The 22,339-nt window shown below is 51.3% G+C and carries 19 protein-coding genes; 10 read left to right on the forward strand and 9 right to left on the reverse strand.

Features of this window, described 5'->3' with window-relative positions:
• The first annotated feature begins 2 nt into the window (after positions 1-2).
• Positions 3-530 carry a DUF3833 domain-containing protein gene (locus tag CWE12_RS01425; RefSeq protein WP_241984104.1) on the forward strand — a complete coding sequence of 176 codons (528 nt, stop codon included), beginning with the start codon at positions 3-5 and terminating at the stop codon, positions 528-530.
• A 71-nt stretch (positions 531-601) separates the two neighbouring features.
• The gene (locus CWE12_RS01430; protein ID WP_126787796.1) at positions 602-829 is read left to right on the forward strand and encodes a DUF3912 family protein; all 228 of its coding nucleotides are present in this window, start codon (positions 602-604) and stop codon (positions 827-829) included.
• 106 nt (positions 830-935) lie between these two features.
• Here CWE12_RS01430 and CWE12_RS01435 read toward each other — a convergent pair whose 3' ends face one another.
• The gene (locus tag CWE12_RS01435) at positions 936-1,337 is read right to left on the reverse strand and encodes a hypothetical protein (protein WP_126787797.1); all 402 of its coding nucleotides are present in this window, start codon (positions 1,335-1,337) and stop codon (positions 936-938) included.
• 101 nt (positions 1,338-1,438) lie between these two features.
• Between CWE12_RS01435 and CWE12_RS01440 the strand changes: the two genes are divergently transcribed.
• The 3 genes from CWE12_RS01440 to CWE12_RS01450 are packed head-to-tail and all read left to right on the forward strand — an operon-like array spanning position 1,439 to position 3,853.
• Positions 1,439-2,200 carry a Nif3-like dinuclear metal center hexameric protein gene (locus CWE12_RS01440; RefSeq protein ID WP_126787798.1) on the forward strand — a complete coding sequence of 254 codons (762 nt, stop codon included), beginning with the start codon at positions 1,439-1,441 and terminating at the stop codon, positions 2,198-2,200.
• Complete coding sequence (locus CWE12_RS01445) at positions 2,178-2,981, forward strand: methyltransferase domain-containing protein (RefSeq protein ID WP_241984105.1); 804 nt, start codon at positions 2,178-2,180, stop codon at positions 2,979-2,981. The genes CWE12_RS01440 and CWE12_RS01445 overlap by 23 nt, the downstream gene beginning before the upstream one ends.
• Positions 2,978-3,853, forward strand: coding sequence for an NAD(P)-dependent oxidoreductase (locus CWE12_RS01450; protein ID WP_126787799.1), 876 nt, complete (start codon positions 2,978-2,980; stop codon positions 3,851-3,853). Before CWE12_RS01445 ends, CWE12_RS01450 begins: the two co-directional genes overlap by 4 nt.
• Before the next feature lie 87 nt (positions 3,854-3,940).
• On the opposite strand, the gene CWE12_RS01455 is transcribed toward CWE12_RS01450, so the two are convergent.
• Positions 3,941-5,293: a DUF1329 domain-containing protein gene (locus tag CWE12_RS01455; protein ID WP_126787800.1), complete on the reverse strand. Its 1,353-nt coding sequence runs from the start codon at positions 5,291-5,293 to the stop codon at positions 3,941-3,943.
• Positions 5,294-5,606: 313 nt separating this feature from the next.
• On the opposite strand from CWE12_RS01455, the gene CWE12_RS01460 reads away from it, so the two are divergent.
• Together CWE12_RS01460 and CWE12_RS01465 are read left to right on the forward strand one after the other, a co-directional pair.
• Positions 5,607-6,740 (forward strand): WD40/YVTN/BNR-like repeat-containing protein, encoded by a 1,134-nt coding sequence (locus CWE12_RS01460; RefSeq protein WP_126787801.1) that lies wholly within the window; start codon positions 5,607-5,609, stop codon positions 6,738-6,740.
• Positions 6,741-6,754: 14 nt separating this feature from the next.
• Positions 6,755-9,115 carry an efflux RND transporter permease subunit gene (locus tag CWE12_RS01465; protein WP_126787802.1) on the forward strand — a complete coding sequence of 787 codons (2,361 nt, stop codon included), beginning with the start codon at positions 6,755-6,757 and terminating at the stop codon, positions 9,113-9,115.
• Between the two features lie 123 nt (positions 9,116-9,238).
• Here the strand turns inward: CWE12_RS01465 and sbcB are convergent, their stop codons facing one another.
• Positions 9,239-10,672: an exodeoxyribonuclease I gene (gene sbcB / locus CWE12_RS01470; RefSeq protein ID WP_126787803.1), complete on the reverse strand. Its 1,434-nt coding sequence runs from the start codon at positions 10,670-10,672 to the stop codon at positions 9,239-9,241.
• 152 nt (positions 10,673-10,824) lie between these two features.
• On the opposite strand from sbcB, the gene CWE12_RS01475 reads away from it, so the two are divergent.
• The 3 genes from CWE12_RS01475 (at position 10,825) to hrpA (ending at position 16,286) form a co-directional block, all read left to right on the forward strand.
• Positions 10,825-11,883, forward strand: a complete 1,059-nt coding sequence (locus CWE12_RS01475) for an isoaspartyl peptidase/L-asparaginase family protein (RefSeq protein ID WP_126787804.1) — start codon at positions 10,825-10,827, stop codon at positions 11,881-11,883.
• 6 nt (positions 11,884-11,889) lie between these two features.
• Positions 11,890-12,312, forward strand: a complete 423-nt coding sequence (locus CWE12_RS01480) for a CBS domain-containing protein (protein ID WP_126787805.1) — start codon at positions 11,890-11,892, stop codon at positions 12,310-12,312.
• A 104-nt stretch (positions 12,313-12,416) separates the two neighbouring features.
• Complete coding sequence (hrpA, locus tag CWE12_RS01485; RefSeq protein WP_126787806.1) at positions 12,417-16,286, forward strand: ATP-dependent RNA helicase HrpA; 3,870 nt, start codon at positions 12,417-12,419, stop codon at positions 16,284-16,286.
• 137 nt (positions 16,287-16,423) lie between these two features.
• Here hrpA and CWE12_RS01490 read toward each other — a convergent pair whose 3' ends face one another.
• The 6 genes from CWE12_RS01490 to ubiG form a co-directional block, all read right to left on the reverse strand.
• Positions 16,424-16,693, reverse strand: coding sequence for a GrxA family glutaredoxin (locus CWE12_RS01490; RefSeq protein WP_126787807.1), 270 nt, complete (start codon positions 16,691-16,693; stop codon positions 16,424-16,426).
• Positions 16,694-16,830: 137 nt separating this feature from the next.
• Complete coding sequence (gene yfaE / locus CWE12_RS01495; RefSeq protein ID WP_126787809.1) at positions 16,831-17,094, reverse strand: class I ribonucleotide reductase maintenance protein YfaE; 264 nt, start codon at positions 17,092-17,094, stop codon at positions 16,831-16,833.
• A 15-nt stretch (positions 17,095-17,109) separates the two neighbouring features.
• Positions 17,110-18,240: a class Ia ribonucleoside-diphosphate reductase subunit beta gene (nrdB, locus tag CWE12_RS01500; RefSeq protein WP_126787811.1), complete on the reverse strand. Its 1,131-nt coding sequence runs from the start codon at positions 18,238-18,240 to the stop codon at positions 17,110-17,112.
• Between the two features lie 22 nt (positions 18,241-18,262).
• Positions 18,263-20,587 carry a class 1a ribonucleoside-diphosphate reductase subunit alpha gene (nrdA, locus tag CWE12_RS01505; RefSeq protein WP_126787813.1) on the reverse strand — a complete coding sequence of 775 codons (2,325 nt, stop codon included), beginning with the start codon at positions 20,585-20,587 and terminating at the stop codon, positions 18,263-18,265.
• Positions 20,588-20,902: 315 nt separating this feature from the next.
• Positions 20,903-21,577, reverse strand: coding sequence for an HAD family hydrolase (locus CWE12_RS01510; protein WP_241984106.1), 675 nt, complete (start codon positions 21,575-21,577; stop codon positions 20,903-20,905).
• Between the two features lie 4 nt (positions 21,578-21,581).
• Entirely contained in the window at positions 21,582-22,286 is a 705-nt protein-coding gene (gene ubiG / locus CWE12_RS01515) for a bifunctional 2-polyprenyl-6-hydroxyphenol methylase/3-demethylubiquinol 3-O-methyltransferase UbiG (RefSeq protein WP_126787816.1), read from the reverse strand.
• Positions 22,287-22,339: the final 53 nt, after the last annotated feature.

Below are 22,339 nucleotides of genomic sequence, written 5' to 3' on the forward strand. Positions count from 1 at the left end.
TCGTGAAATCTATACTAATTGCCGTCGCTACTATGGCACTGCTTACCGCCTGTTCAGCCAGTATTGATGACTATCAGGGCGAGAGCCCGGAACTGAAACTGGAAACGTTTTTTAATGGTCCGCTGGTTGCCCATGGCATGGTCCAGAACCGTTCAGGTAAAGTCACTCAGCGTTTTACCGCGACCATGGAAGGCACCTGGGACGGTAATGAAGGTGTCCTCGATGAGCAGTTCTATTGGGACGACGGGCGCGAGCAGGAACGGGTCTGGCGGCTGACCAAGGTGGATGAAAATACCTATGAGGGGCGCGCAGGCGATGTCGAGGGTACTGCCGTTGGCACCACCGCGGGAAATGCACTGAACTGGGTCTACAAGCTGCAGGTTGAAACGGGTGGCCGAACGCTGAACGTGACGCTGGATGACTGGATGTATTTATTGGACGACGATCGCATGATAAACCGGACTAAGATGACCTATTTCGGTTTCCATGTTGGCGATATCACTTTATATATTGAACGGACCCAGCCATAATGGCTGAAGATTTTTGCGTGGCGGCCGATAGTAATAGGACGCAGCATTTCAATAAATAAAGAGGTAGGTCCATGGCAGGGGTATGTTTTACCTATAACAGTCGCCAGTTTCTGGGGCAAACCGTGTTTGTTAAACGCGGTGCGCATCAGGGCAAAATGGGCCAGGTTATCCGAGAGCTGGACGATGAACGTTACCAGGTATCGCTGGGCGATTTTGGTCAGGAAACCGTAGTTTTCGACCGCAGTGACTTTTTGGTCCACCGGTATCGTAAAATTAAAGTGCCGGTTTCACGTACCTGACGTCGACTGACCTGAGAACCTGAGAAAAACAAATAAAAAAGCTGAGCCTTATGCTCAGCTTTTTTGTTGCCTGATATCAGATCCACATCTTGGTAACGATCCGAACCTAACGCACACCGCGTGGGAGGCGGGCAGTACCGTCTTGTTCTTCAAGACGCTGACGCCAGAGTTCTTTCGCGGTTAAGCCACCGTTTGAAGATGAACTCTTTTTGCTTTCAGTTTTCTTGCTAGCGGTTTTTGTCTTAGCTGCTGGTTTCTTTGCTTTACTACTAGTCGCTTTTTTTGCTGCAGGTTTGCTTGCAGCTGGTTTGGCTGGCGTGGCTTTCTTGTTACCGGCCCCGCTTTTTAATTCCTGGGTCCACTCGTCGAGCTGGGCAAGACGCATGTTTTTACCACCATCTACACTGTACCAGCCATTTGCTGCTTCCACGTCGGGCGCTTTGCCATTGGCTGCTTTGTAGGCTGCTGTAAATTCGTCGAGTACCGCTTCTTTGTCGAGATTGCTCATTCGGATTATCCTGTTGTGATACTATATGATTGCTATATCTATATTTTTATACATTCTTTTTGCCGTCCTGTCTAATTTGCATCGGGGGTTTAATTGTCGCTATGAGTATTCAGCGTGATGCACTGCATAAATTACTTAACCAGTGGACTGACGCTGGCCAATTTCAGGATTATTGCCCCAACGGGTTGCAGGTCGAAGGCCGCTCCCATATTCAAAAAATAGTCACAGGGGTCACCGCAAGTCAGGCACTTATCGATCAGGCGTTAGCCCGTAACGCGGATGCCATCCTGGTTCACCACGGATACTTCTGGAAGGGTGAGTCGGCCTCGGTGACCGGCATGAAAAAACGTCGTCTGCAAGCACTGCTCGGTGCTGATGTTAGTTTGTTTGCCTATCATTTACCTCTGGATTGCCACCCTGACTTTGGTAACAATGCCGAACTGGCACGTCGCCTTGGTTTGACTGAGCTGAGTCCTGCCGATCAGGCGCCACCGGGTATTCTTATGCTTGGAGATGTCACTGGCGAGGTTACCCTGAATGCATTTGTCGAGCAGCTGGAAAGCGCTGTTGAACGAAGCCTGATAGCCCGGGTTGACGGTGGCGAGCATGCAGTCAGGCGTGTCGCTATTTGTACCGGTGGTGGTCAGGGCTTTATTGAAGCGGCTGTTGAAGCCGGTGCCGATACCTTTATCAGTGGTGAAATTTCAGAGCAAACGGTACATGTGGCGCGCGAACGCGGCATTCATTACCTGGCGGCAGGGCATCACGCGACTGAGCGCTATGGGGTCAAAGCGCTGGGTGAGAAACTAGCGCGTGAAGCAAACCTGGACGTGGAGTTTATTGACATTGACAGCCCCGCGTAAAGGTCAGGATCGAAGCTTTGCGGTTGACGTGCAGCGCTTTGAAAAGAATATTTATCACACCTCGAAAGGGCGTATACGACAGGCCGTGCTCGCTGCCGACCTGGCTGCTTTGATTGCCAGCCAGCGGCCTTTGCGAGTACTCGATATTGGCGCGGGCTTAGGTCAGGTAAACCAGTTATTCGCCGAGGCCGGGCATCTGGTCTGGCATTCTGATATAGCTGCCGAAATGGTCGCGCAGGCGAAAGAACAACATTCACAGGCCGGTCTTAGCGCGCAGTACCAGTATATAACTGCGCCGCTACAGGACTTACCTGCTCAACTTGCCGACCAGCCCCCGTTTGATGTCGTACTTTGCCATGCGGTGCTGGAGTGGCTTGAGCAACCTGCCGCAGCGATATCAATTCTAAGTCAGTTAATGGTGAAGGGCGGTTGGCTGTCGCTGATGTTCTACAACCGTCGGGCCAAAGAAATGGCTAACCTGATTTATGGCAACTTTGACTATGTTAAAGCGGGCCTGCAGGTTAAAAAGAAAGTTCGTTTTAGTCCACAGACGCCCCTTTATATTGAGCAGGTCAGTGACTGGACCTTACGTCACCGCTTGCAGCTGGTTGCGCATAGCGGGGTACGCTGTATCCATGATTACCTGCGTGACCTTGAGCACCAGCAGCGCGACGATTTAATTGAGATGGAATTAAGGTATCGGCGACAGGAGCCTTTTCGTCAGCTCGGGCGATACCAGCATTTTTTATTACGTAAAGAAATTGAAGGAGTATCAGGATGACAACAAAAGTAGCCTTTATCGGTATGGGTGTAATGGGATACCCAATGGCCGGCCACTTGCAGCGCGCAGGGTACGATGTCTGCGTGTACAACCGCACTGCCAGCAAGGCAGAAGCCTGGTGTGACGAGTATGCCGGACGTGCAGCCAGCACACCAGCAATTGCAGCGGAAGACGCTGATGTAGTGATGCTCTGTGTCGGCAACGATAACGATGTACGCAGTGTTGTTTATGGTGATGACGGTGTGCTGGCTGGGATGCGTGAAGGGGCGGTGCTTATCGACCATACTACCGCCTCGGCAGAGCTGGCCCGGGAGCTCGGTGCTGCCTGTCAGGAGCAGGGCTTGGAGTTTCTCGATGCACCCGTATCCGGCGGTGAGGCAGGCGCAGTGAATGCCAAACTGACTATGATGGTGGGCGGCGACGAAAAGGTCCTGAGCAAGGTTCAGGCAATGCTTGAGGTGATGGCGCACCATGTTGGTCTGCAGGGGCCAGTCGGCAGCGGGCAGTTGGCAAAGATGGTCAATCAGGTATGTATCGCCGGGGTCTTAGCCGGGTTGTCTGAGGGGCTTGCCTTCGGCAAAAAAGCGGGACTTGATCCGGAAGCACTGGTTGCAGCCATTAGCAAAGGGTCGGCAGGCAGCTGGCAGATGGAAAACCGCTCTCATACCATGTGGAATGGCGAGTATGACTTTGGTTTTGCAGTGGACTGGATGCGCAAAGATTTGAATATTGCGATGACCGAGGCACAAAAAAATGGCGCAAGTTTACCGGTAACCGCGTTGATTGATCAGCTTTATGCAGAAGTGCAGGCGTTAGGCGGTAATCGCTGGGACACCTCATCCCTGATGCAGCGTTTAGTGAAACTGCATTAAACCAGGCACCCTGGAAACGCTAAAACGAAAAGGCCAGCTTTACAGCTGGCCTTTTTATTAACGAACTTGCGTTAGCAATAACCCGGATTAACGGATACCCATACGACGTAATGCGTTGGTGCTAAAGTCACTGCGACGTGGTTCGATATCGAAGTCCATGTACTCATCTTCTTCGTTCGCCAGACCCAGTGAAATGTAACGGCCGTTGTTCAGGTCGTAAACTGATTCCATTGCCATCCAAGGCACGTCGTTACCATAGAACTGAACATGGTAAGCCTGAGACACACGCCATAGCTCGCCGCGACCATCGTATTGATCAATCACTGACGCAGTCCAGGTATCTTCATCGATGAAGAATGAACGGCGTGAGTAAATCATCCGCTCGCCTTCTTTCAGCGTTGCTTCAACGTGCCACACGCGGTGCAATTCATAGCGCGTGTATTCTGGGTTTTCATGACCAGGCTGAATGATGTCGCTGTATGCAAGATCTGTATTCAGCAGCTCATAGTTGTTGTACGGAATGTACATCTCTTTCTTGCCAACCAGTTCCCAGTCGTACTTGTCTGGCGCACCGTTGAACATGTCGAGCTGATCTGAAGTACGTAAGCCGTCAGCCGCTGTACCCGGACCATCGTACGCTACGTTAGGAGCACGACGGACACGACGCTGACCCGCGTTGTAAATCCATGCACGACGTCCTTCACGAACCTGATCGATGGTATCGTGAACCAGCAGTACGGTACCGGTCAAACGGCCCGGAGCCAGTACTTGCTGTAAAAAGTAAAAGAGGATGTTGTCATCGGCAGATTCGTCGCGGCCGCCTTGCAGGTATTCAGGCCACACCAGCTGTTCACGCAAACGAACTGCTTCAAAATTACCGTTTGACTGCACTGGCAGCTGGTTTACCAGGCGCTCAACCTTACCACCACGGTAACGGGTCAAATGGTTCCAGATAACTTCCAGACCAGTTTGCGGGATAGGAAATGGAATCGCCATTTCAAATCCTTCAAGGCCAGATCCGCCTTCTACCAGGCTTGCCTCGGTCGCGTTTTGTTTGACCAGGTCAAAGATTTCCTGAGGGTAGGTAGACGTACGTCGAGTTTCATAGACCGGCATGTAGAACGAATCGTAACGTTCAAACATCGCGATCTGACCTGGAGACAAGCGATCACGATGCTCATCCAGATTGTCATGAGTAATGGTATACAGAGGTTCATCGTCGGCAAATGGGTTGACAGGACGTTCGACGTCTTCCCCCGGACGTGACAAACCGCCATCCCATGCAGGGATTCGCCCGTCAGCGCCACCAGCGCGTTCTGCGCCAATCGGCGTTAAATCGTTACCAAGGCGAGCGGCTTCTTCGTTGGAAACGGCTGCCACAACACTGGCAGAAACCAGCGATAGCGCCATTACGCCAGCGGTAAGAATTGTTTTTCTCATCGTGTTTATCCTTGTTACTGTGCTTATGCTTATAAACGTGGCTTATATAAAGTTAAGCTACACCAAAAAATGTAAAAATTAAATAAGCGTTGCCTCACCTGCCTAGGATGAAACCAACGTTACAAATTTGCAACTGTTTGTAAGACCAGCTGTTAAAAAATTAGTTTCTTTTGCAAATGCTGATCTCTGCCGATAGTCATAGCTGAGCAAAACTCCGACGATTAACGCTTTTTTTGCACAAAGGGGTTTTCAAACGCTTGTTAGACTATACAATCGGGTGTCTGAAGTAAGATAGACTCCTTAGGAGAAATACATGAAATGGATCGCGATGTGCGCAGCTTTGCTGTCGGCGACCGGAACCTCGGCGTACGCCAGTCAGGCTGGTGACGATTATGATGTTATTTTTGCACCATCCCCTCAGGCCCAGCGGGCCGAGCACGGGGTGCTAATCGGGTTAGAACGTTATTTAACGAAAACCATCGCGGTTGGTGCATTTGGTACCGTGCTGGTGCGTGAAGGCAATGAAGACTGGCAGCAAGCCGAGGTGCCAACCAGTGTGCTGTTGACCTCGCTGCATTATGTCGACGCGAATACTATTTGGGCTTCCGGCCATGACGGCGTATTGATTAAAAGCACCGACGGTGGTCAAAGCTGGCAGCGGATGATGGACGGTTACCAGTTGCTGGAAATGGAACTGGACTGGCTGCAGCAACGCGAAGACTATTTGACCGAGGCCATGGAAAACGCTGACGACGAAGAGCAAGCCTACGAGTATGAATACCTGCTTGATGAATTATCATTTCAGCTGCAGGCCGCTTCAATTCAACAGGAAGTCGGTCCAACCAAGCCATTTCTTGATGTGTTCTTCATCGATAATCAGCATGGTTTCGCGATCGGAGCCTACGGCACCATGCTGGAAACCACTGATGGTGGCAGCAGCTGGACCATGGTCAATGAACGTCTGGAAAACCCAACCGCTTTCCACCTTAATAAAATGATTACCAATGAGCGTGGTGATTTGTTCATTATTGGTGAAGCCGGGCAGCTGTTCCGCAGTGAAGACTCGGGAGCCAACTGGGATATCCTTGATTCTCCTTACCACGGTTCTTTATTTGGTGGTCTGTTTGACCAGCAGGGGCGTCTGTGGGTTTATGGCCTGCGTGGCAGCGTCTTTGTCTCGGATGATAACGGCGATAGTTTCCGCCAGATCGATGCCAATACCCGCTACAACCTCAATAGTGGCACCGTGATGGCAGATGGCACCGTAGTACTGGCAGGCCATTCCGGCACTATGGTCTTTTTTGACCCGCAAAACTTGCAGCCACAACGCTATGAACATAGCAGTAACGTACCGTTAAGCGATGTGCTACAGGATGCCGGGAATCAAATGATCATGGTCGGTCGCTCTGGCCTGATGCAATTCATCTATCCTGCAACTGCGCGCTAATTAAGGATGCTGTAATGACTCAATCAACTAATGCTTTCGCGCAGGGGCGAGCGTCACTCGTCGAGAACCTGCTGTTTCGTTTTCGCGGTTTTTGGCTGCTATTTTTCGCCGTAATTACTGCCTTTTTATTGTACAACGCATTGCAGGTTCGTCCGGATGCCAGTTTCAACAAAATGATCCCGGAGAACCACGAGTTCATTCAGAACTACTACGAGTATGCGGATGATCTCTCCAGTCTAGGAAATGCAATTCGGGTCTCAGTAGAGACCACCGAAGGAAATATTTTCGATCAGGAGTACCAGGACGTTTTACGCCAGGTGACAGATGAATTGTCCTATATCCCCGGGGTAAACCGCTCTCAGATACGTTCGGTGTGGACTCCTAACGTGCGTTGGTCCGAGGTTACTGAGGACGGCTTTGTTGGTGGTCCGGTCATCCCGGACACCTATGACGGTTCTGAAGAGTCCCTTGAGCAATTACGCCAGAACGTGTTGCGCTCTGGTGAAGTGGGTAACCTGGTTGCCAATAACTTCGAATCCGCACTTATTTATGTGCCGCTCAACGAAATTAACCCGGAAACCGGTGAGCAGCTGGACTATGCGGCCTTTTCAGAGAATCTGGAACGGTTAATTCGTGACCAGTACAGCTCAGACACCATCAATATTCAGATTGTTGGCTTCGCCAAAGTCGTTGGTGACTTGATCGACGGTGCAAATCAGGTCGGGATGTTCTTTGTCCTGGCGATGATTATTACCTTCATAATGCTGTTTTTATACAGTCGCTGTGTCCGTAGTTCGTTAATTGTCCTGAGCTGTTCGGTTATCGCCGTCATTTGGCAGCTGGGGATCATTCACCTAATTGGCTCGGGTATTAACCCGTATTCAATGCTGGTGCCGTTCCTGGTGTTTGCCATCGGCGTCAGCCATGGTGTGCAGATTATAAATGCGGTGATGGCAAACCGGGTCGATGGCGCCGATAAAATGAAGGCCTCGCGTTATGCCTTTCGTGGGCTGTACGTCGCCGGCCTGACCGCATTGGCGAGTGATGCTATCGGTTTCACCACCTTAATGGTTATTGATATCGCGGTGATCAAAGAGCTGGCGATTGCTGCCAGTATCGGTGTGGCCGTTATTGTTCTGACCAACCTTGGCTTACTGCCAATACTGACTTCTTACCTCGACGTTTCAAAACGCGGTATTAACTACCTGGATAGTAAACGTCACGGTGCACACCCGGTCGTTCGTGTCTTTTCGCGGTTTGCTGAGCCTAAATGGGCGGCTGGTGCGATCATAGTCTCGCTGGTGATGGTTACCTTTGGTTTGTATAAAGCACAGCACCAGGAAATTGGTGATCTCGACAGCGGTGCGCCGGAACTGCGCGCGGATTCGCGCTATAACCTTGATAATGCGTTCATGGTTGAGAACTACAGCTCGAGCACCGATATTTTCGTGGTTATGGCGGAAACGGCTCCGGGAGAGTGCATTGCCTATCAGAATATGGCGCTGATCGACCGCTTCCAGTGGCACATGGAAAATGTCGAGGGTGTGCAGGCTGTGCGCTCCATCGTGTATGCGTCAAAAATGGGCATGGCGGGGATCAATGAAGGTAATCTTAAATGGTATAGCGTTAACCGCGATGACTTCATTATCAATGCCTCTATTTCTCGCGCACCGGGCGGCTTAATGAGCCGTGACTGCTCGATGGCGCCGATCATTATCTATTTAAATGACCACAAAGCGGCAACGCTGGAGCGAGTGGTTGGAAATGTTCGTTCGTTCGGCGATGAGTATCCGTCGGAAGAATTAGATTTCTTACTCGCGGCGGGTAATTCAGGTATTGAAGCGGCCACCAATAAGGTTATTGAGCAGGCACAGCTGGAAATGCTGATCTGGGTTTACGGGGTGGTCATTGCACTTTGTCTGATTACCTTCCGTAGCATTCGTACCGTGCTCTGTATCGTCCTGCCATTGTTGTTCACTACGATTATGAGCCAGGCGCTGATGGCAATGCTCGGCATTGGTGTGAAGGTTGCGACGCTGCCAGTGATAGCCTTAGGCGTTGGTATCGGTGTCGATTACGGCATTTACATTTACAGCAAGATGCGGGAAGCGATGCGGGAAGGCTATGGCCTCTACGATGCCTACGAATACGCGTTAACTAAAACAGGTAAAGCAGTCGGTTTCACCGGTCTGACCCTGGCAATTGGGGTTGCAACCTGGATTTGGTCACCAATTAAATTCCAGGCTGACATGGGGATCTTGCTGACCTTTATGTTCCTGTGGAATATGTTGGGCGCGTTAATACTGATCCCAGCACTGGCCCGGCTGTTTAAAGTCGGTCCTAAGGTGGCGAATAAGGGCACTGATAAAGCCTGATAATCAGTGCCGCAAGCTAGCTGCGATCCGCAGCTAGCGCTCGCGACAGCAAACAAAAAAAGCCAGTTCGTTACGAACTGGCTTTTTTATTGCGCTTCGGCTGGAAGGACTGGTGTTCGGGAGTCAGAGCTCCTGAATATACTCAGCCAAGGCTTTTATGATCGCCATGTTACGGTCATTTTGGGCATGCTCTTGCGCTAGTTGCTCAAGACGCAGAACGAACTCGTCCACACTCAGATGATACTGAGTGCCCTGGGTCAGTCGCTGGCGGCAGTGTTGTCGCCAGCGATCGACTTCCTGCTGGTTCAGGGTTTGTGGATAGTTTCTCGCCCGGTAGCGAAATAACAGTTCTGCGAAACGAGGATCGTCCCAGTTGATATCAAGGGTCGCGAGTTGCTCAGGGCTGGCATGGCGGATCATCTCCATCTGGCTCTTCGCCTGAGCACTGAAAAACGGGCCGGAATACAGCTGCATTTCGACATCGTCCGGCGCAATTTTTTGCTCCCGCTCTATGGCATATGCCGAGACTATCAGTTCACGCAGGGCAGGCTGTTGCTGAATTGTCTGCAGGTGTTGTTGCGCCTGCTGCCAGTTCAAAGCAAAGCGTTCGGCCTGCTCTGAACTTAAGGTATTGACCGGGGCTACAAAGGGGCACTTGTTACTGACAATGACCACCAGGCCCGGACGTTCCTCATCATCACCCAACAAATCCCGCGGGGTGTAGAGTTTTTCGATAAGCTGTTGCGGCGTTAATCCGGCAATTGCTTGCGGGTCACGGTCGAGCCGCCAGGCGATGACGGCATTGGCCTGGGTTGGGTGGTGTGCGACTGGCATAATCCAGCTGACGTTGCCCTGATCAGTACCATAGTAGCTGCTGACATGGACCAGCGGCTTGCTCTGCACCATGGCTTCGTCAAGCAACTGCTGCACGGCCGCTTTTCGGCGCAGGCGGTAATAAAAGTCGTACAGCCGCGGTTGCGCTTCTTTAATTCGTTTGGCCATGCCGATGGTGGCGTATACATCTGACATCGCATCGTGCGCCTGCCCATGTTCAATGCCGTTTGCTTTGCTGAGCAGTTCCAGTTTGAAACTAACCCGGCCATCGACGGTTGGCCACTCAATACCGTCCGGCCGCAGCGCGTAACAGGCACGAACCAGATCCACCAGATCCCAGCGGCTATTGTTGTTCTGCCAGCTATAAGCATACGGGTCGTGAAAATTGCGATAGAACATGACCCGGGTCATTTCATCGTCGAAGCGAACATTGTTGTAACCGACAATAGTCGTGTCAGGCTGGCTGAATTGTTGTTCAATTAGGTTACAGAACTCCGCCTCGCTGCGACCTTCACGGCGCTGTTTTTGCGGTGTAATCGCGGTAATTAAACAGGCTTCCGGGTGGGGCAGGTAGTCGGGGCTCGGCTGGCAATACTGAACCAGAGGTTCACCGATAATATTCAGCGATTCGTCGGTTCGAATGCCTGCAAATTGGCTGGGCCGGTCCACTCTCGGGTTTGCACCACCAGCCTCAAAGTCGTACCAGTAAAGGGTTTTAGTCATGGTGTTTTCTATATAGCCGGTTAGTTAGACTGAGTTAAGGGCAAGGATAGCATTTGCGATGGCTTGTACGCGAGGCTTCTTCGTGGTCATAATAAGTCACACAGCGAGTTAGATGCTAAGCTAATTACTTGAATAATAAAGGGCGACAACATATGAAAACGAAAATATCTGTATCCGTGGGGCTGCTTTTTGCGCTTGGACTGAGTGGTTGTGGACCAGCCGCTGATGCCTCTGCAGAGTCGGAAACTGAGTCGCCACTGGCCATAGCGATTCACGGCGGAGCCGGCACTATAACGCGGGAGAATATGTCAGCGGAGCGCGAAGCTGAATTTGACGCGGCGTTACGCGAAGCAACCGAGGCTGGCTACGCGATACTGGAAGCGGGCGGTGATAGCGTAGATGCGGTAATCGCAGCGGTACAGGTGATGGAAAAGAACCCGCTATTTAATTCAGGAATTGGCGCCGTCTATACTTATCAGGGGGAACATGAACTGGACGCGTCTATTATGCGTGGTGACAGCCGTGAGGCTGGGGCGGTCGCCGGGGTCAAAACGGTGGAAAGCCCGATAGCCTTAGCGCGTGAAATTATGCAGAATTCAAGACATGTCATGTTAAGCGGTGAAGGTGCCAGTCAGTTTGCGCGGGAGCAGGGGTTGTCGGAAGTAGAGAACAGCCACTTCAATAGTGAACATCGTTATCAGCAGCTGCAGGATGCGCTAAAAGAACTGGAACGTAGTCAGCAGGCAGGTGAACAGATTGCCAGTAATCCAAACTGGGACCCAAATTTCAATATGGGCACCGTTGGTGCGGTCGCACTCGACAGTGCAGGGAACCTGGCAGCAGCCACGTCCACCGGAGGCATGACCGCAAAGCAATATGGCCGCATTGGTGATTCGCCGATTATTGGTGCAGGTACCTGGGCTGACAATGAAAGCTGTGCGGTGTCCTCGACCGGCCATGGCGAGTATTTTATTCGTTATCAGGTGGCCGCTGACATTTGCAGCCGTGTATTGTATCAGGACAAAGACATTGTCACCGCCGGGGATGAAGTGATTCATCAGGTACTGCCAGCGGCGGGGGGCACAGGTGGAGTGATCATTGTGGATAACCAAGGCAATGTTCATATGCCGTTTAATACGGAGGGGATGTATCGGGCCAGTAAAACATCAAGCCAACCCCTGACGGTAGGAATTTACAACGACGAGGAGTAGCTACCTATGCCACTACGGTCATTGAAAGTGGGCGATTATATGAGCCGCCACCCGGCTGTATTAACCGCCAATATGCCGATTGAAGAAGCCGTCGAGCGCTTATTGCGCGCCAACCTTGCAGGAGGCCCCGTTGTCGATGCGAAGAAGCAGGTCATCGGTTTTCTCTCCGAGCAGGATTGCCTCGCTCATATGCTTGAAGGGACTTATCATAAAGAGCGTTCAGCCACAGTTGCTGACTGTATGAATACCGAAGTGGTCACCGTGAACAGTGACACTGCCATCCTGGATTTAGCGCAACGGTTCGGTTCTAATCGCCCCAAAATTTATCCGGTGGTTGATTACGAGAATCGGTTGCAGGGGGTAATTTCGCGAACTCAGGTGATGATCGCGCTGGATTTACACCTGCGCGACTCCTATCACAAGCCATAATTCCATCTAACCAGAGCAACGCCTTGCAGGATGCGCCTGTAAGGCGTTGGCGCTTGCCATAACCCTTGCTACACTACGCGCTCATTTGTTTGTAAAGGTTGTTCATGAACGCTCTCCCTGCATCCCTTTTCTCTGCGCTTCCCTTGTGCCGAACCGCAGACCGTCATCGTTTCCGTCAACAGTTGCGTCGCTTGCAGAAGCAGCCGGATGCGGCCCGTGAAGCTGCACTTAAAAAAGAGATGGAACAATCGGTGCAGTCTGTGGCTACCCGCAGCGAACAAATGAGCGCTATTGAATTTCCTGCGGAGCTACCGGTGGTTGAAGCCCGCGACGAGATCGCCGAGGCTATTGCCAGTAACCAGGTAGTAATCGTTGCCGGGGAGACAGGCTCAGGCAAAACAACTCAGTTACCGAAGATATTATTGCAGATGGGATTCGGTGCGGCGGGGCTTATCGGCCACACCCAACCACGTCGACTAGCAGCCCGATCGGTCGCAACCAGAATAGCAGAAGAGCTTGGCCAAAGCATCGGAGGCCACGTTGGCTATAAGGTTCGCTTCCAGGATACATCTAGTGACCAGGTGTCAGTTAAATTAATGACCGATGGTATTTTACTTGCAGAGCTGCAGCGGGATCGCTTTTTAAGCAATTACGAAGTCATCATTATTGATGAAGCGCATGAACGGTCATTGAACATCGACTTCCTGTTAGGGGTCCTGCATCAGCTCCTCGCCAAGCGTCCGGATCTGAAAGTTATCATTACCTCAGCGACGATCGAGACGGATCGTTTCTCCCGCCACTTCAACAATGCCCCAGTGATCAGTGTATCCGGCCGCACCTTCCCGGTAGAAACACGCTATCAGCCAGTTTCAGAGCGCGACGATCAGGATCTCTATCAGGGTATTATCGACGCCGCGGGTGAGCTGATCAACGAAGGGCCGGGTGATATTCTGGTTTTTTTAAGCGGCGAACGGGAAATTCGTGACAGTGCGGATGCCCTCAACGATGCCCATCGGCAGGGTTTACTCGGGCGACAGCCGATGGAAATCCTGCCTCTGTATGCGCGTTTGTCAGCCAACGAGCAGAACCGCGTTTTTCAGTCCCATGGCGGGCGCCGTATTGTGCTGGCGACCAATGTGGCGGAAACCTCGTTGACGGTGCCGGGGATCCGGTATGTGATTGATCCGGGGACTGCGCGCATAAGTCGTTACAGCTATCGCACTAAAGTGCAGCGGTTGCCTATTGAAGCAATTTCTCAAGCCAGCGCGAATCAGCGCCAAGGGCGCTGTGGCCGGGTGGGCCCCGGGATATGCATTCGTTTGTACAGTGAGGATGACTTCCTTAACCGGCCGGAGTTCACCGATCCGGAAATTCTGCGCACCAATCTGGCGTCGGTTATTCTGCAAATGACGTCATTGCGACTAGGTGATATTCGCCAGTTTCCATTTTTGCAGAAGCCAGACGAGCGATTCATTAATGACGGTTTAACCCTACTTGAAGAGTTGCACGCTATTGACTCAAGACGTCGGCGGCAACTTGAACTGACCAGCATCGGTCGTCAATTGGCTCGCTTACCGATTGACCCAAGGCTGGCGAGAATGGTGTTGGCGGCGCCGTCGTTTAGTGCAGTACGCGAAGTGATGATCATTACTGCTGCGCTGTCCATTCAGGACCCACGAGAGCGGCCAGCCGACGCGAAACAGAAATCAGATGAAAAGCACAGCCGCTTCCATCACCCGCAGTCGGATTTTATGGCGTTTCTTAATCTGTGGAACTATCTGCAGGAGCAACGTAAAGCACTTTCGTCCAGTCAGTTTCGCAAGCTGTGTAAGCAGGAATTTATTCATTATCTGCGGGTAAGGGAGTGGCAGGATCTATACACTCAGTTACGCCAGACGGTGCGTGAACTGAGCCTGCCGATTAATGACGAAGCAGCGGATACGGACCAGGTTCATCAGGCGATGATAACGGGTTTGCTGTCTCACCTGGGGACCAAAGACGAAGGGCACGAATACACCGGCGCCCGTAACCGAAAATTTTATGTTTTCCCCGGATCAGGACTGTTTAAGAAGCCGTCGAAGTGGATTATGGCAGCGGAGCTGGTGGAAACCACACGTCTCTACGCCCGCGTGGTGGGCGCCATTAAACCGGAATGGATTGAGCCGGCGGCTGAACACCTGGTGAAACGAAGTCATTCAGAACCGCGTTACGAGAAGAAGCGCGGGGCGGTAGTGGCCAACGAACAGGTGACGCTGTACGGACTTATTGTAGTACCTAAACGTCGGGTTCAGTATGGGCCGGTTGATCCGGTAGTCGCGCGCGAGGTGTTCATTCGTGAAGCCCTGGTCGGTGGTGAGATAAAACAGCGACTGCCTTTTATTGATAAGAACCTGGCCACCATCGCCGATGTACAGGCGTTAGAAGAGAAATCGCGGCGGCGCGATATTCTGATTGATGAAGACGCGCTCTTTGCCTGCTATGACCGACATATTCCAGAGGCTATTTACGATGATCGCAGCTTAGCCGCCTGGTACCGCAAAGCGGTCAAACAGTCACCGGATTTACTCTGTTTTGATCGCGCTCAGTTAATGATGCAGGATGCGGCCTTTATCACAGACGATGCCTATCCTGACACCTGGCAGCAGGGAAATCTGCATTTACCGCTCAGTTATCAGTTTGACCCACAGTCGGTCGATGACGGCGTTAGTCTGGAAATACCGCTGGGTATTCTGAACCAGGTCAACGATGCTGGCTGTGACTGGTTGATCCCGGCCTTGCGTGAAGAGCTGGTGATAGCGCTGATCAAAGGTCTGCCTAAGCGCCTGCGGAGGAACTTTGTTCCTGCCCCAAATTATGCACAAGCGGCGCTGCAGGCGATGCAGGTCGGTGAGGGTCGTTTAACCGAGAGCTTAAGCAAGCATCTGTTACGGATGACAGGGCAGCGGGTCGAAGCGGACGAGTGGGATGTCGCAGCCTTGCCAGCGCATTTACGCTTTAACTTCAAGGTCCTTACGAATGAAGGCGAGCTAGTTGCTCAGGGCCGGGATCTGAAAGCACTGCAACATCAGTTGCAGGGGCAGGTTAAGAAGACTTTGGTTGAGACAGCCGGTGACAGTATTGAGCAGAGCGGGTTAACCAGCTGGAGCTTTGGTGAATTACCCGCCAGCATCGAGAAGAACCAGGGGCAGTTCGCTATTCGGGCGTACCCTGCGTTAGTCGACAGTAAGGACTCTGTTGCGATTGAACTCTATGACAATCCACAGCGCGCCGCGCAGGCGAACCGACAGGGCTTACGCCGCTTGGTACTGCTCAATGTGCCGTCACCGGTGAAATACCTGCGCGATAACTTACCCAATAAATCTAAACTGGCGATGTATTTTAACCCCTGGGGCAAAGTCGATGCACTGGTAGGCGATTGTATCTATGCGGCCATCGACAGTTTGCTGCAGGTGCACGACATTACCAACGAGGAGGCGTTTGCCACGGCACTGGAGGATATCCGGGGGCAGTTGAACGATACTACGCTGGCAATAGCGCAACAGGTTGAACGTTGCCTGGTGTTGAGCCATGAGATCCAAAAACGTCTAAAAGGAAAGATACCACTGGATCAGGTTCAGTCGTTCGGTGACATCAAAGAGCATCTAAACCAGTTGGTTTTCAAAGGTTTTGTCAGCGAATTTGGCCAGGCGCGGCTGACTGATATTGAACGTTATCTGAAGGCATTGAAATACCGGCAGGAAAAACTACCGGTTGACCCCAACCGCGACCGGTTACGCATGCTGACCATGCAAAAGCTGGAGCAGGCCTGGCAGGCTAAATTAAATAAAGTAGCGGCAGGGGACACCCCTTCAGTCGACTTACTTGAGTTTCGCTGGATGCTGGAAGAACTGAGGGTGTCGTTATTTGCGCAGCAGCTTGGAACCGCGTATCCGGTTTCGGAGCAGCGCTTACGTCAGACTCTGGAGAGTTTTTAGGTGGCAGTACCGGCGTTTATCGGTGCGTCAGATAAACAAAAGGCAGACGCTAAACGTCTGCCTTTTGTCCGCACTGGTGAAAATGCTCTCTCACCAACTACTCTCACTCACTCTTAACTTATCGGTACCAACGGCGCTTATGCAGACTGATACAGACCAAGGTTCTCACGCGCATAGGCTTCGAACTCAGTGCAGCCGCCAATATGTTGCTCGTCGACGAAAATCTGTGGCACCGTTAATACAGGTTTGCCTACGGTTTTCTCTAAATCAGCTTTGCTGATGCCTTCGGCGTGGATATCGACGTATCTAAACTCGAAATCATCGCGTTCTTCGCTTAATTGTTCGGCGATTTGTTTAGCCCGAACACAAAAAGGGCACGCGGGGCGACCGAAAATTACAGTTAACATAATGACTCCCAAATTTGATGGATAAAACGAATCTGACTGACGCCAGTATGCCAAAGGTCGCTATGTAAGGAAAACTGATTAATACGATTTGTTTAATCACTTTTATCTATATAGCCTTAACAACGGCGTTTACCAGCTCAGTGTTCTAACTCAAGATCACTGGTGGCAATGCAGACACAGGGCAGAATATCGCCCGGGCGAACATATGCCAATGGTTCTGTTATGTAGGCAACCTGCCCGGAAATCAAGTGGCTTCGGCACGCGCCGCAGAATCCATTGCGGCAGTGGAAGTGAGTCTCAAGGCCAGCCTGCTCCATTGACTGCAGCAAGCTGTCCTTATTCTGCGCCGGTACCTCGAACAATGGTTCACCGTTCACCTTGACGCGCAATGGCTTACTCATGCTGGCAGGTCATAGTTACAAGTCGAAATCGCCAAAGTCTGTGACACTGACTTCACTGTCGATTTGTCCGACCAGATAAGAACTGATTTCAGATTCCTGAGGCGCTACCTGCACGTTGTCAGAGACCAGATATTTGTTCATCCAGGGCAGGGGGTTATTGGTTTGCGAATAACCAGGCTCAAGACCAATCGCGGCCATGCGCATGTTGGCGATGTACTCAACGTACTGGCACAGCATTTGTTCGTTAAGGCCTATCATAGAGCCATTTTTAAACAGGTAACGGGCCCATTTTTTCTCCTGCTCAACGGCAGATTTGAAAATCGCCATGGCTTCGTCTTTCAACTCTTCGGCGATTTCTTTCATCTCAGGATCATCCTCACCATATTGCCACAGGTTCAGAATATGCTGAGTGGATGTCAGATGAAGGTTCTCGTCGCGCGCAATGAGGCGAATGATCTTCGAATTCCCTTCCATCATTTCGCGTTCAGCGAAGGCGAAGGTGCAGGCAAAGCTGACGTAGAAGCGGATAGCTTCCAACGCATTGACCGAATTCATGCACAGGAAGAGTTTCTTCTTCAGTTCGCGTCTGGTGACGGTATAGGTTTCCCCGTCAAGGGTAATGTCACCTTCACCCTGGGTTTGCCACAGCTGGGTGTGGAAAATTAAATCATCGTAGTACTTGGAAATATCCGTAGCGCGTTCACGGATTTCATCATTCGCCACGATATCGTCAAATACTTCACTTGGGTCACTGAACAGGTTACGCAAAATATGCGTGTATGAGCGTGAATGAATGGTTTCTGAGAACGACCAGGTTTCGATCCAGGTTTCCAGTTCCGGCAGCGATACAATTGGCAAAAAGGCAATGTTCGGGCTGCGGCCCTGGACTGAATCGAGCAGGGTCTGATATTTCAGGTTGGAAATGAAAATATGCTTTTCACTTTCGCTCATCGCCTGGAAGTCGACACGGTCACGGCTGACATCGACTTCTTCCGGGCGCCAGAAAAAACTCAGCTGCTTTTCAATCAGCTTTTCAAAAATGCTGTGGCGCTGCTGGTCGTAACGCGCCACGTTGACTGAATTACCGAAAAACATCGGCTCGCCTAATGCATTGGTATGAGCCTGGTTGAACGTTGAGTATTTCATTCTGAGTTAGTACCTGTCTGAGTTATATTTTACAGGCGCCACCGGCGCAATCGTCATCTTCTTCAATGGTGGCGGTGACCGCTTGCTGCTCTGGTTCGGCTTGACGCGCTTTCATGTCAGCCTGGTTGTCCGCAGCACCGTCGCGGGTATTGTGGTAATACATGGTTTTCACGCCAAGTTTGTAGGCATACAGAAGGTCCTGCAGTAGCTGCTTCATCGGAACCTTGCTGCTTTCGAACTTGCCCGGATCATAGTTGGTGTTTGCAGAAATGGTTTGATCGACAAATTTCTGCATGATCGCGACCAGCTCAAGATAGCCTTTGTTGTTCGGAATACTCCAAAGCAACTCATAGGCGTCTTTAAGATTCTCGTAATCCGGTACAACCTGTTTCATCACCCCGTCTTTCGACGACTTAACACTGATATGGCCACGCGGTGGCTCAATGCCATTGGTCGCGTTAGAAATCTGTGACGAGGTCTCTGATGGCATTAATGCAGACAGGGTCGAGTTACGCAGACCATGCGCCTTGACAGATTCGCGCAGGGCGTCCCAGTCGTAGTGCAGTGGTTCATCGCAAATGGTATCGATATCTTTTTTATAGGTATCGATAGGCATAATGCCCTGAGCATAAGTGGTTTCATTGAATTTCGGACACGCGCCTTTTTCTTTCGCCAGGTTGTTCGAAGCTTTCAACAGAAAGTACTGCATCGCTTCAAAGGTGCGGTGAACCAGACCGTTGGCGCTGCCATCCGAATATTTAACCCCATTCTTGGCCAGGTAGTAGGCCATGTTGATAACACCAATACCAAGGGTACGACGGCCATTTGTGGCGTTCCAGGCTGCCGGAACCGGGTAGTCCTGATAGTCGAGCAGGCTATCCAGTGCCCGCACACCCAAATCAGCCATTTCTTCAAAGTCGTCTAATGATTCGATTGAACCGAGATTAAACGCTGACAGGGTACACAGCGCGATCTCACCTTCTTCGTCGTTGACGTGTTGCAACGGCTTAGTTGGCAGGGCGATTTCAAGGCATAGGTTGCTCTGACGGATTGGCGCAACCTTAGCGTCAAACGGGCTATGGGTATTGGTGTGGTCGACGTTCTGCAGATAGATACGACCGGTACTGGCGCGTTCCTGCATAAATAAGCTGAACAATTCGATCGCTTTAATACGTTTCTTACGAATGCTGTCATCCTGCTCATACTGCACGTACAAGCGCTCAAACTCGTCCTGATCAGCGAAGAAAGCGTCATACAGGCCCGGTACATCGGACGGGCTGAACAGGGTAATGTAATCGTCTTTAATCAAACGCTGATACATCACTTTGTTAAACTGGACGCCGTAGTCGAGGTGACGTACACGGTTCTCTTCCACACCGCGGTTATTCTTCAGCACCAGTAAGGATTCGACTTCGAGGTGCCACAGAGGATAGAACAGTGTCGCAGCGCCGCCACGAACGCCACCCTGCGAGCAGCTTTTGACAGCCGTCTGGAAATACTTAAAGAACGGAATACAGCCGGTGTGAAAGGCTTCGCCATTACGGATAGGGCTGCCAAGGGCACGAATACGGCCCGCATTGATGCCGATACCGGCACGCTGGGAAACGTATTTCACGATAGCGCTGGCGGTGGCGTTAATGGAATCAAGGCTGTCGCCACATTCAATCAGTACACACGAACTGAACTGCCGGGTAGGGGTGCGCACGCCTGACATAATTGGCGTCGGCAGTGAAATCTTAAATTGTGAGGTCGCATCGTAGAAGCGGCGGATATAGTCCATCCGGGTTTCTTTTGGATACTTAGCAAACAGGCAGGCCGCAACCAACAGATAGAGGAACTGGGCGCTTTCATAGACTTCGCCGGTAACCCGGTTCTGCACCAGGTACTTACCTTCCAGCTGTTTTACCGCGGCATAGGAAAAATTCATGTCACGCCAGTGGTCGATAAAGTCATTCATCTGGTTGAACTCTTCTTCTGAATAGTCCTCCAGCAGATGCTTGTCGTAACGGTTACCTTCCACCATTTTGCTCACATGAGTGTACAGGTGAGGCGGCTCAAACTGGCCATAGGCGCGTTTACGCAGGTGGAATACGGCGAGTCGGGCTGCCATGTACTGGTAGTCCGGGGCTTCTTCCGAAATCAGGTCTGCCGCAGCCTTAATAATCGTTTCATGAATATCAGCGGTTTTAATCCCGTCGTAGAACTGAATATGTGATTTTATCTCAACCTGAGATACCGACACATTGTTGAGGCCTTCTGCAGCCCAACTGATAACACGGTGGATTTTATCCAGATCTAGGGGTTCGCGGACACCATTACGTTTAGTGACTTCGATCGATTGGCTCATGGTTTCTTTACCTGTTTAGCGCTGCCGTCTTTTGGCGAAGTTATTACCACTATATATAGTGTCTAGGTCTGGGTGCTGACTAGAAATTACACTATATATAGTGTTTAAGGAATTGCCGGATATACTAGACCTGAGCGGGGGCTTTCTCAACCTTAAAATCACCTGAAATCAGGATTTTTCATCTTGCCATTTTTGATTTGAGGCTATAAGCCTTAGCTGGCGAGGGGTGGAGAGGTAATACTATTTGGTTATTAAAATATCCAACATTATTCTACGAGCAATGCGCTAGAGCGAAAGTATTCACTTACATAAAATTTACAATGCGGCATCCGTTAGTTTAAGCAGATCAAGCAGTTGCAGTGCATCTGAAATAGCATAACTGGCCTGCCAGCTATCCGGCTGGTCATGCTCGGCAATATACCCGTAGGCAGCAAGTACGGTGGTCATTCCGGCGCGGCGGCCGGCTTCGATGTCACGCTCGGCATCGCCGACATACCAACAGCGGGCCGGATCGACCTGACTTAACTGGGCGGCATACAACAAGGGCGCCGGATCGGGTTTGGCGACTTTAAGGGTATCACCGCAAACCACCGCCGATGACGCCTGCAACTGGGTAAAATGGGGTAATAGGGCATCGGTAAACTGAGTCGGCTTATTGGTGACAATTGCATATTTGATGGAGGCGCTCTGCAGCCTTGCCAGTAGCGTCTCGACACCGGCGAAGTAGCGGGTATCACGATGCGGGTCGTCCGCATAAGCCTCTAAAAAAGCCTGTCGTAGCGGAAGCCGGTTATGTTCGTTAAAATCATCACCAAACCCAAGTTCAAGTAAACCCGTCGAGCCATGCGATGCCACTGGTCGCGCCTGTTGCAAGGTGACCTCAGGGCGCCCATGCGCCGCTAAAACGGTGTTCAGTGCCCGCTGCAGATCTGGGGCGGTGTCCAGTAGGGTGCCATCGAGATCAAACAGGATTGCTTCTGGCTTTATCACTGAGTTAGTCCTTTTTGCAGTACACAATGTAGTTCACGTCGACATTGCGGTTGCTGAGAAAAAACTGCCGTGACAATGGGTTGTAGTGCAGGCCAGTCATATCACTGGCGCGGATAGCATGGCGTTCAGCCATGGCCAGCAACTCGCTTGGTTTTATAAAGCGCTGGTAGTCGTGGGTACCTTTGGGCACCCAGCGCAGCACATATTCAGCCGCAACGACACCCAACAGGCGTGATTTCAGATTGCGGTTAAGGGTCGAGAAGAACAGTTCCCCACCGGGCTTAACCAGCTTTGCGCAGGCGGCGATCACCGCTTCAGGATCGGGCACGTGTTCCAGCATCTCAAGGCAGGTAACGACATCAAACTGGCCCGCGTGCTGTTCTGCGAATGTTTCTGCGGTGTTTTGCTGATAATCAATGCTGACGCCGCTGTCGAGCGCGTGCAAACGCGCTACGTCGAGTGCTTCCGTACTCATATCGAGGCCAGTCACTTCGGCGCCCAGTTTGGCCAACGCTTCGCTTAACAAGCCGCCGCCGCAACCAACATCAATCACCTTTTTACCGAACAGACCATTACTTTGAGTTTCGATGTAATTCACACGCAGTGGATTAATAAGGTGCAGTGGCTTAAATTCACCGTCCGCATCCCACCAACGCGAAGCGACGCTGCTGAACTTATCAATTTCATTAAGATCCACATTTTGCTGCATGCTGTTTACTTCCTGTTCAAAGTGAAAATCAACGGCGCACAGTGTACTCAACC

The sequence above is a fragment of the Aliidiomarina sedimenti genome, from assembly GCF_003986955.1.
Classification (GTDB): domain Bacteria; phylum Pseudomonadota; class Gammaproteobacteria; order Enterobacterales; family Alteromonadaceae; genus Aliidiomarina; species Aliidiomarina sedimenti.

What these genes read in the sequence shown, in the direction of transcription:
- CWE12_RS01430 (WP_126787796.1), top strand. Translation starts at nt 602, where the DNA reads ATGGCAGGGGTATGTTTTACCTATAACAGTCGCCAGTTTCTGGGGCAA.
- CWE12_RS01435 (WP_126787797.1), bottom strand. Translation starts at nt 1,337, where the DNA reads ATGAGCAATCTCGACAAAGAAGCGGTACTCGACGAATTTACAGCAGCC.
- CWE12_RS01440 (WP_126787798.1), top strand. Translation starts at nt 1,439, where the DNA reads ATGAGTATTCAGCGTGATGCACTGCATAAATTACTTAACCAGTGGACT.
- CWE12_RS01450 (WP_126787799.1), top strand. Translation starts at nt 2,978, where the DNA reads ATGACAACAAAAGTAGCCTTTATCGGTATGGGTGTAATGGGATACCCA.
- CWE12_RS01455 (WP_126787800.1), bottom strand. Translation starts at nt 5,293, where the DNA reads ATGAGAAAAACAATTCTTACCGCTGGCGTAATGGCGCTATCGCTGGTT.
- CWE12_RS01460 (WP_126787801.1), top strand. Translation starts at nt 5,607, where the DNA reads ATGAAATGGATCGCGATGTGCGCAGCTTTGCTGTCGGCGACCGGAACC.
- CWE12_RS01465 (WP_126787802.1), top strand. Translation starts at nt 6,755, where the DNA reads ATGACTCAATCAACTAATGCTTTCGCGCAGGGGCGAGCGTCACTCGTC.
- sbcB (WP_126787803.1), bottom strand. Translation starts at nt 10,672, where the DNA reads ATGACTAAAACCCTTTACTGGTACGACTTTGAGGCTGGTGGTGCAAAC.
- CWE12_RS01475 (WP_126787804.1), top strand. Translation starts at nt 10,825, where the DNA reads ATGAAAACGAAAATATCTGTATCCGTGGGGCTGCTTTTTGCGCTTGGA.
- CWE12_RS01480 (WP_126787805.1), top strand. Translation starts at nt 11,890, where the DNA reads ATGCCACTACGGTCATTGAAAGTGGGCGATTATATGAGCCGCCACCCG.
- hrpA (WP_126787806.1), top strand. Translation starts at nt 12,417, where the DNA reads ATGAACGCTCTCCCTGCATCCCTTTTCTCTGCGCTTCCCTTGTGCCGA.
- CWE12_RS01490 (WP_126787807.1), bottom strand. Translation starts at nt 16,693, where the DNA reads ATGTTAACTGTAATTTTCGGTCGCCCCGCGTGCCCTTTTTGTGTTCGG.
- yfaE (WP_126787809.1), bottom strand. Translation starts at nt 17,094, where the DNA reads ATGAGTAAGCCATTGCGCGTCAAGGTGAACGGTGAACCATTGTTCGAG.
- nrdB (WP_126787811.1), bottom strand. Translation starts at nt 18,240, where the DNA reads ATGAAATACTCAACGTTCAACCAGGCTCATACCAATGCATTAGGCGAG.
- nrdA (WP_126787813.1), bottom strand. Translation starts at nt 20,587, where the DNA reads ATGAGCCAATCGATCGAAGTCACTAAACGTAATGGTGTCCGCGAACCC.
- ubiG (WP_126787816.1), bottom strand. Translation starts at nt 22,286, where the DNA reads ATGCAGCAAAATGTGGATCTTAATGAAATTGATAAGTTCAGCAGCGTC.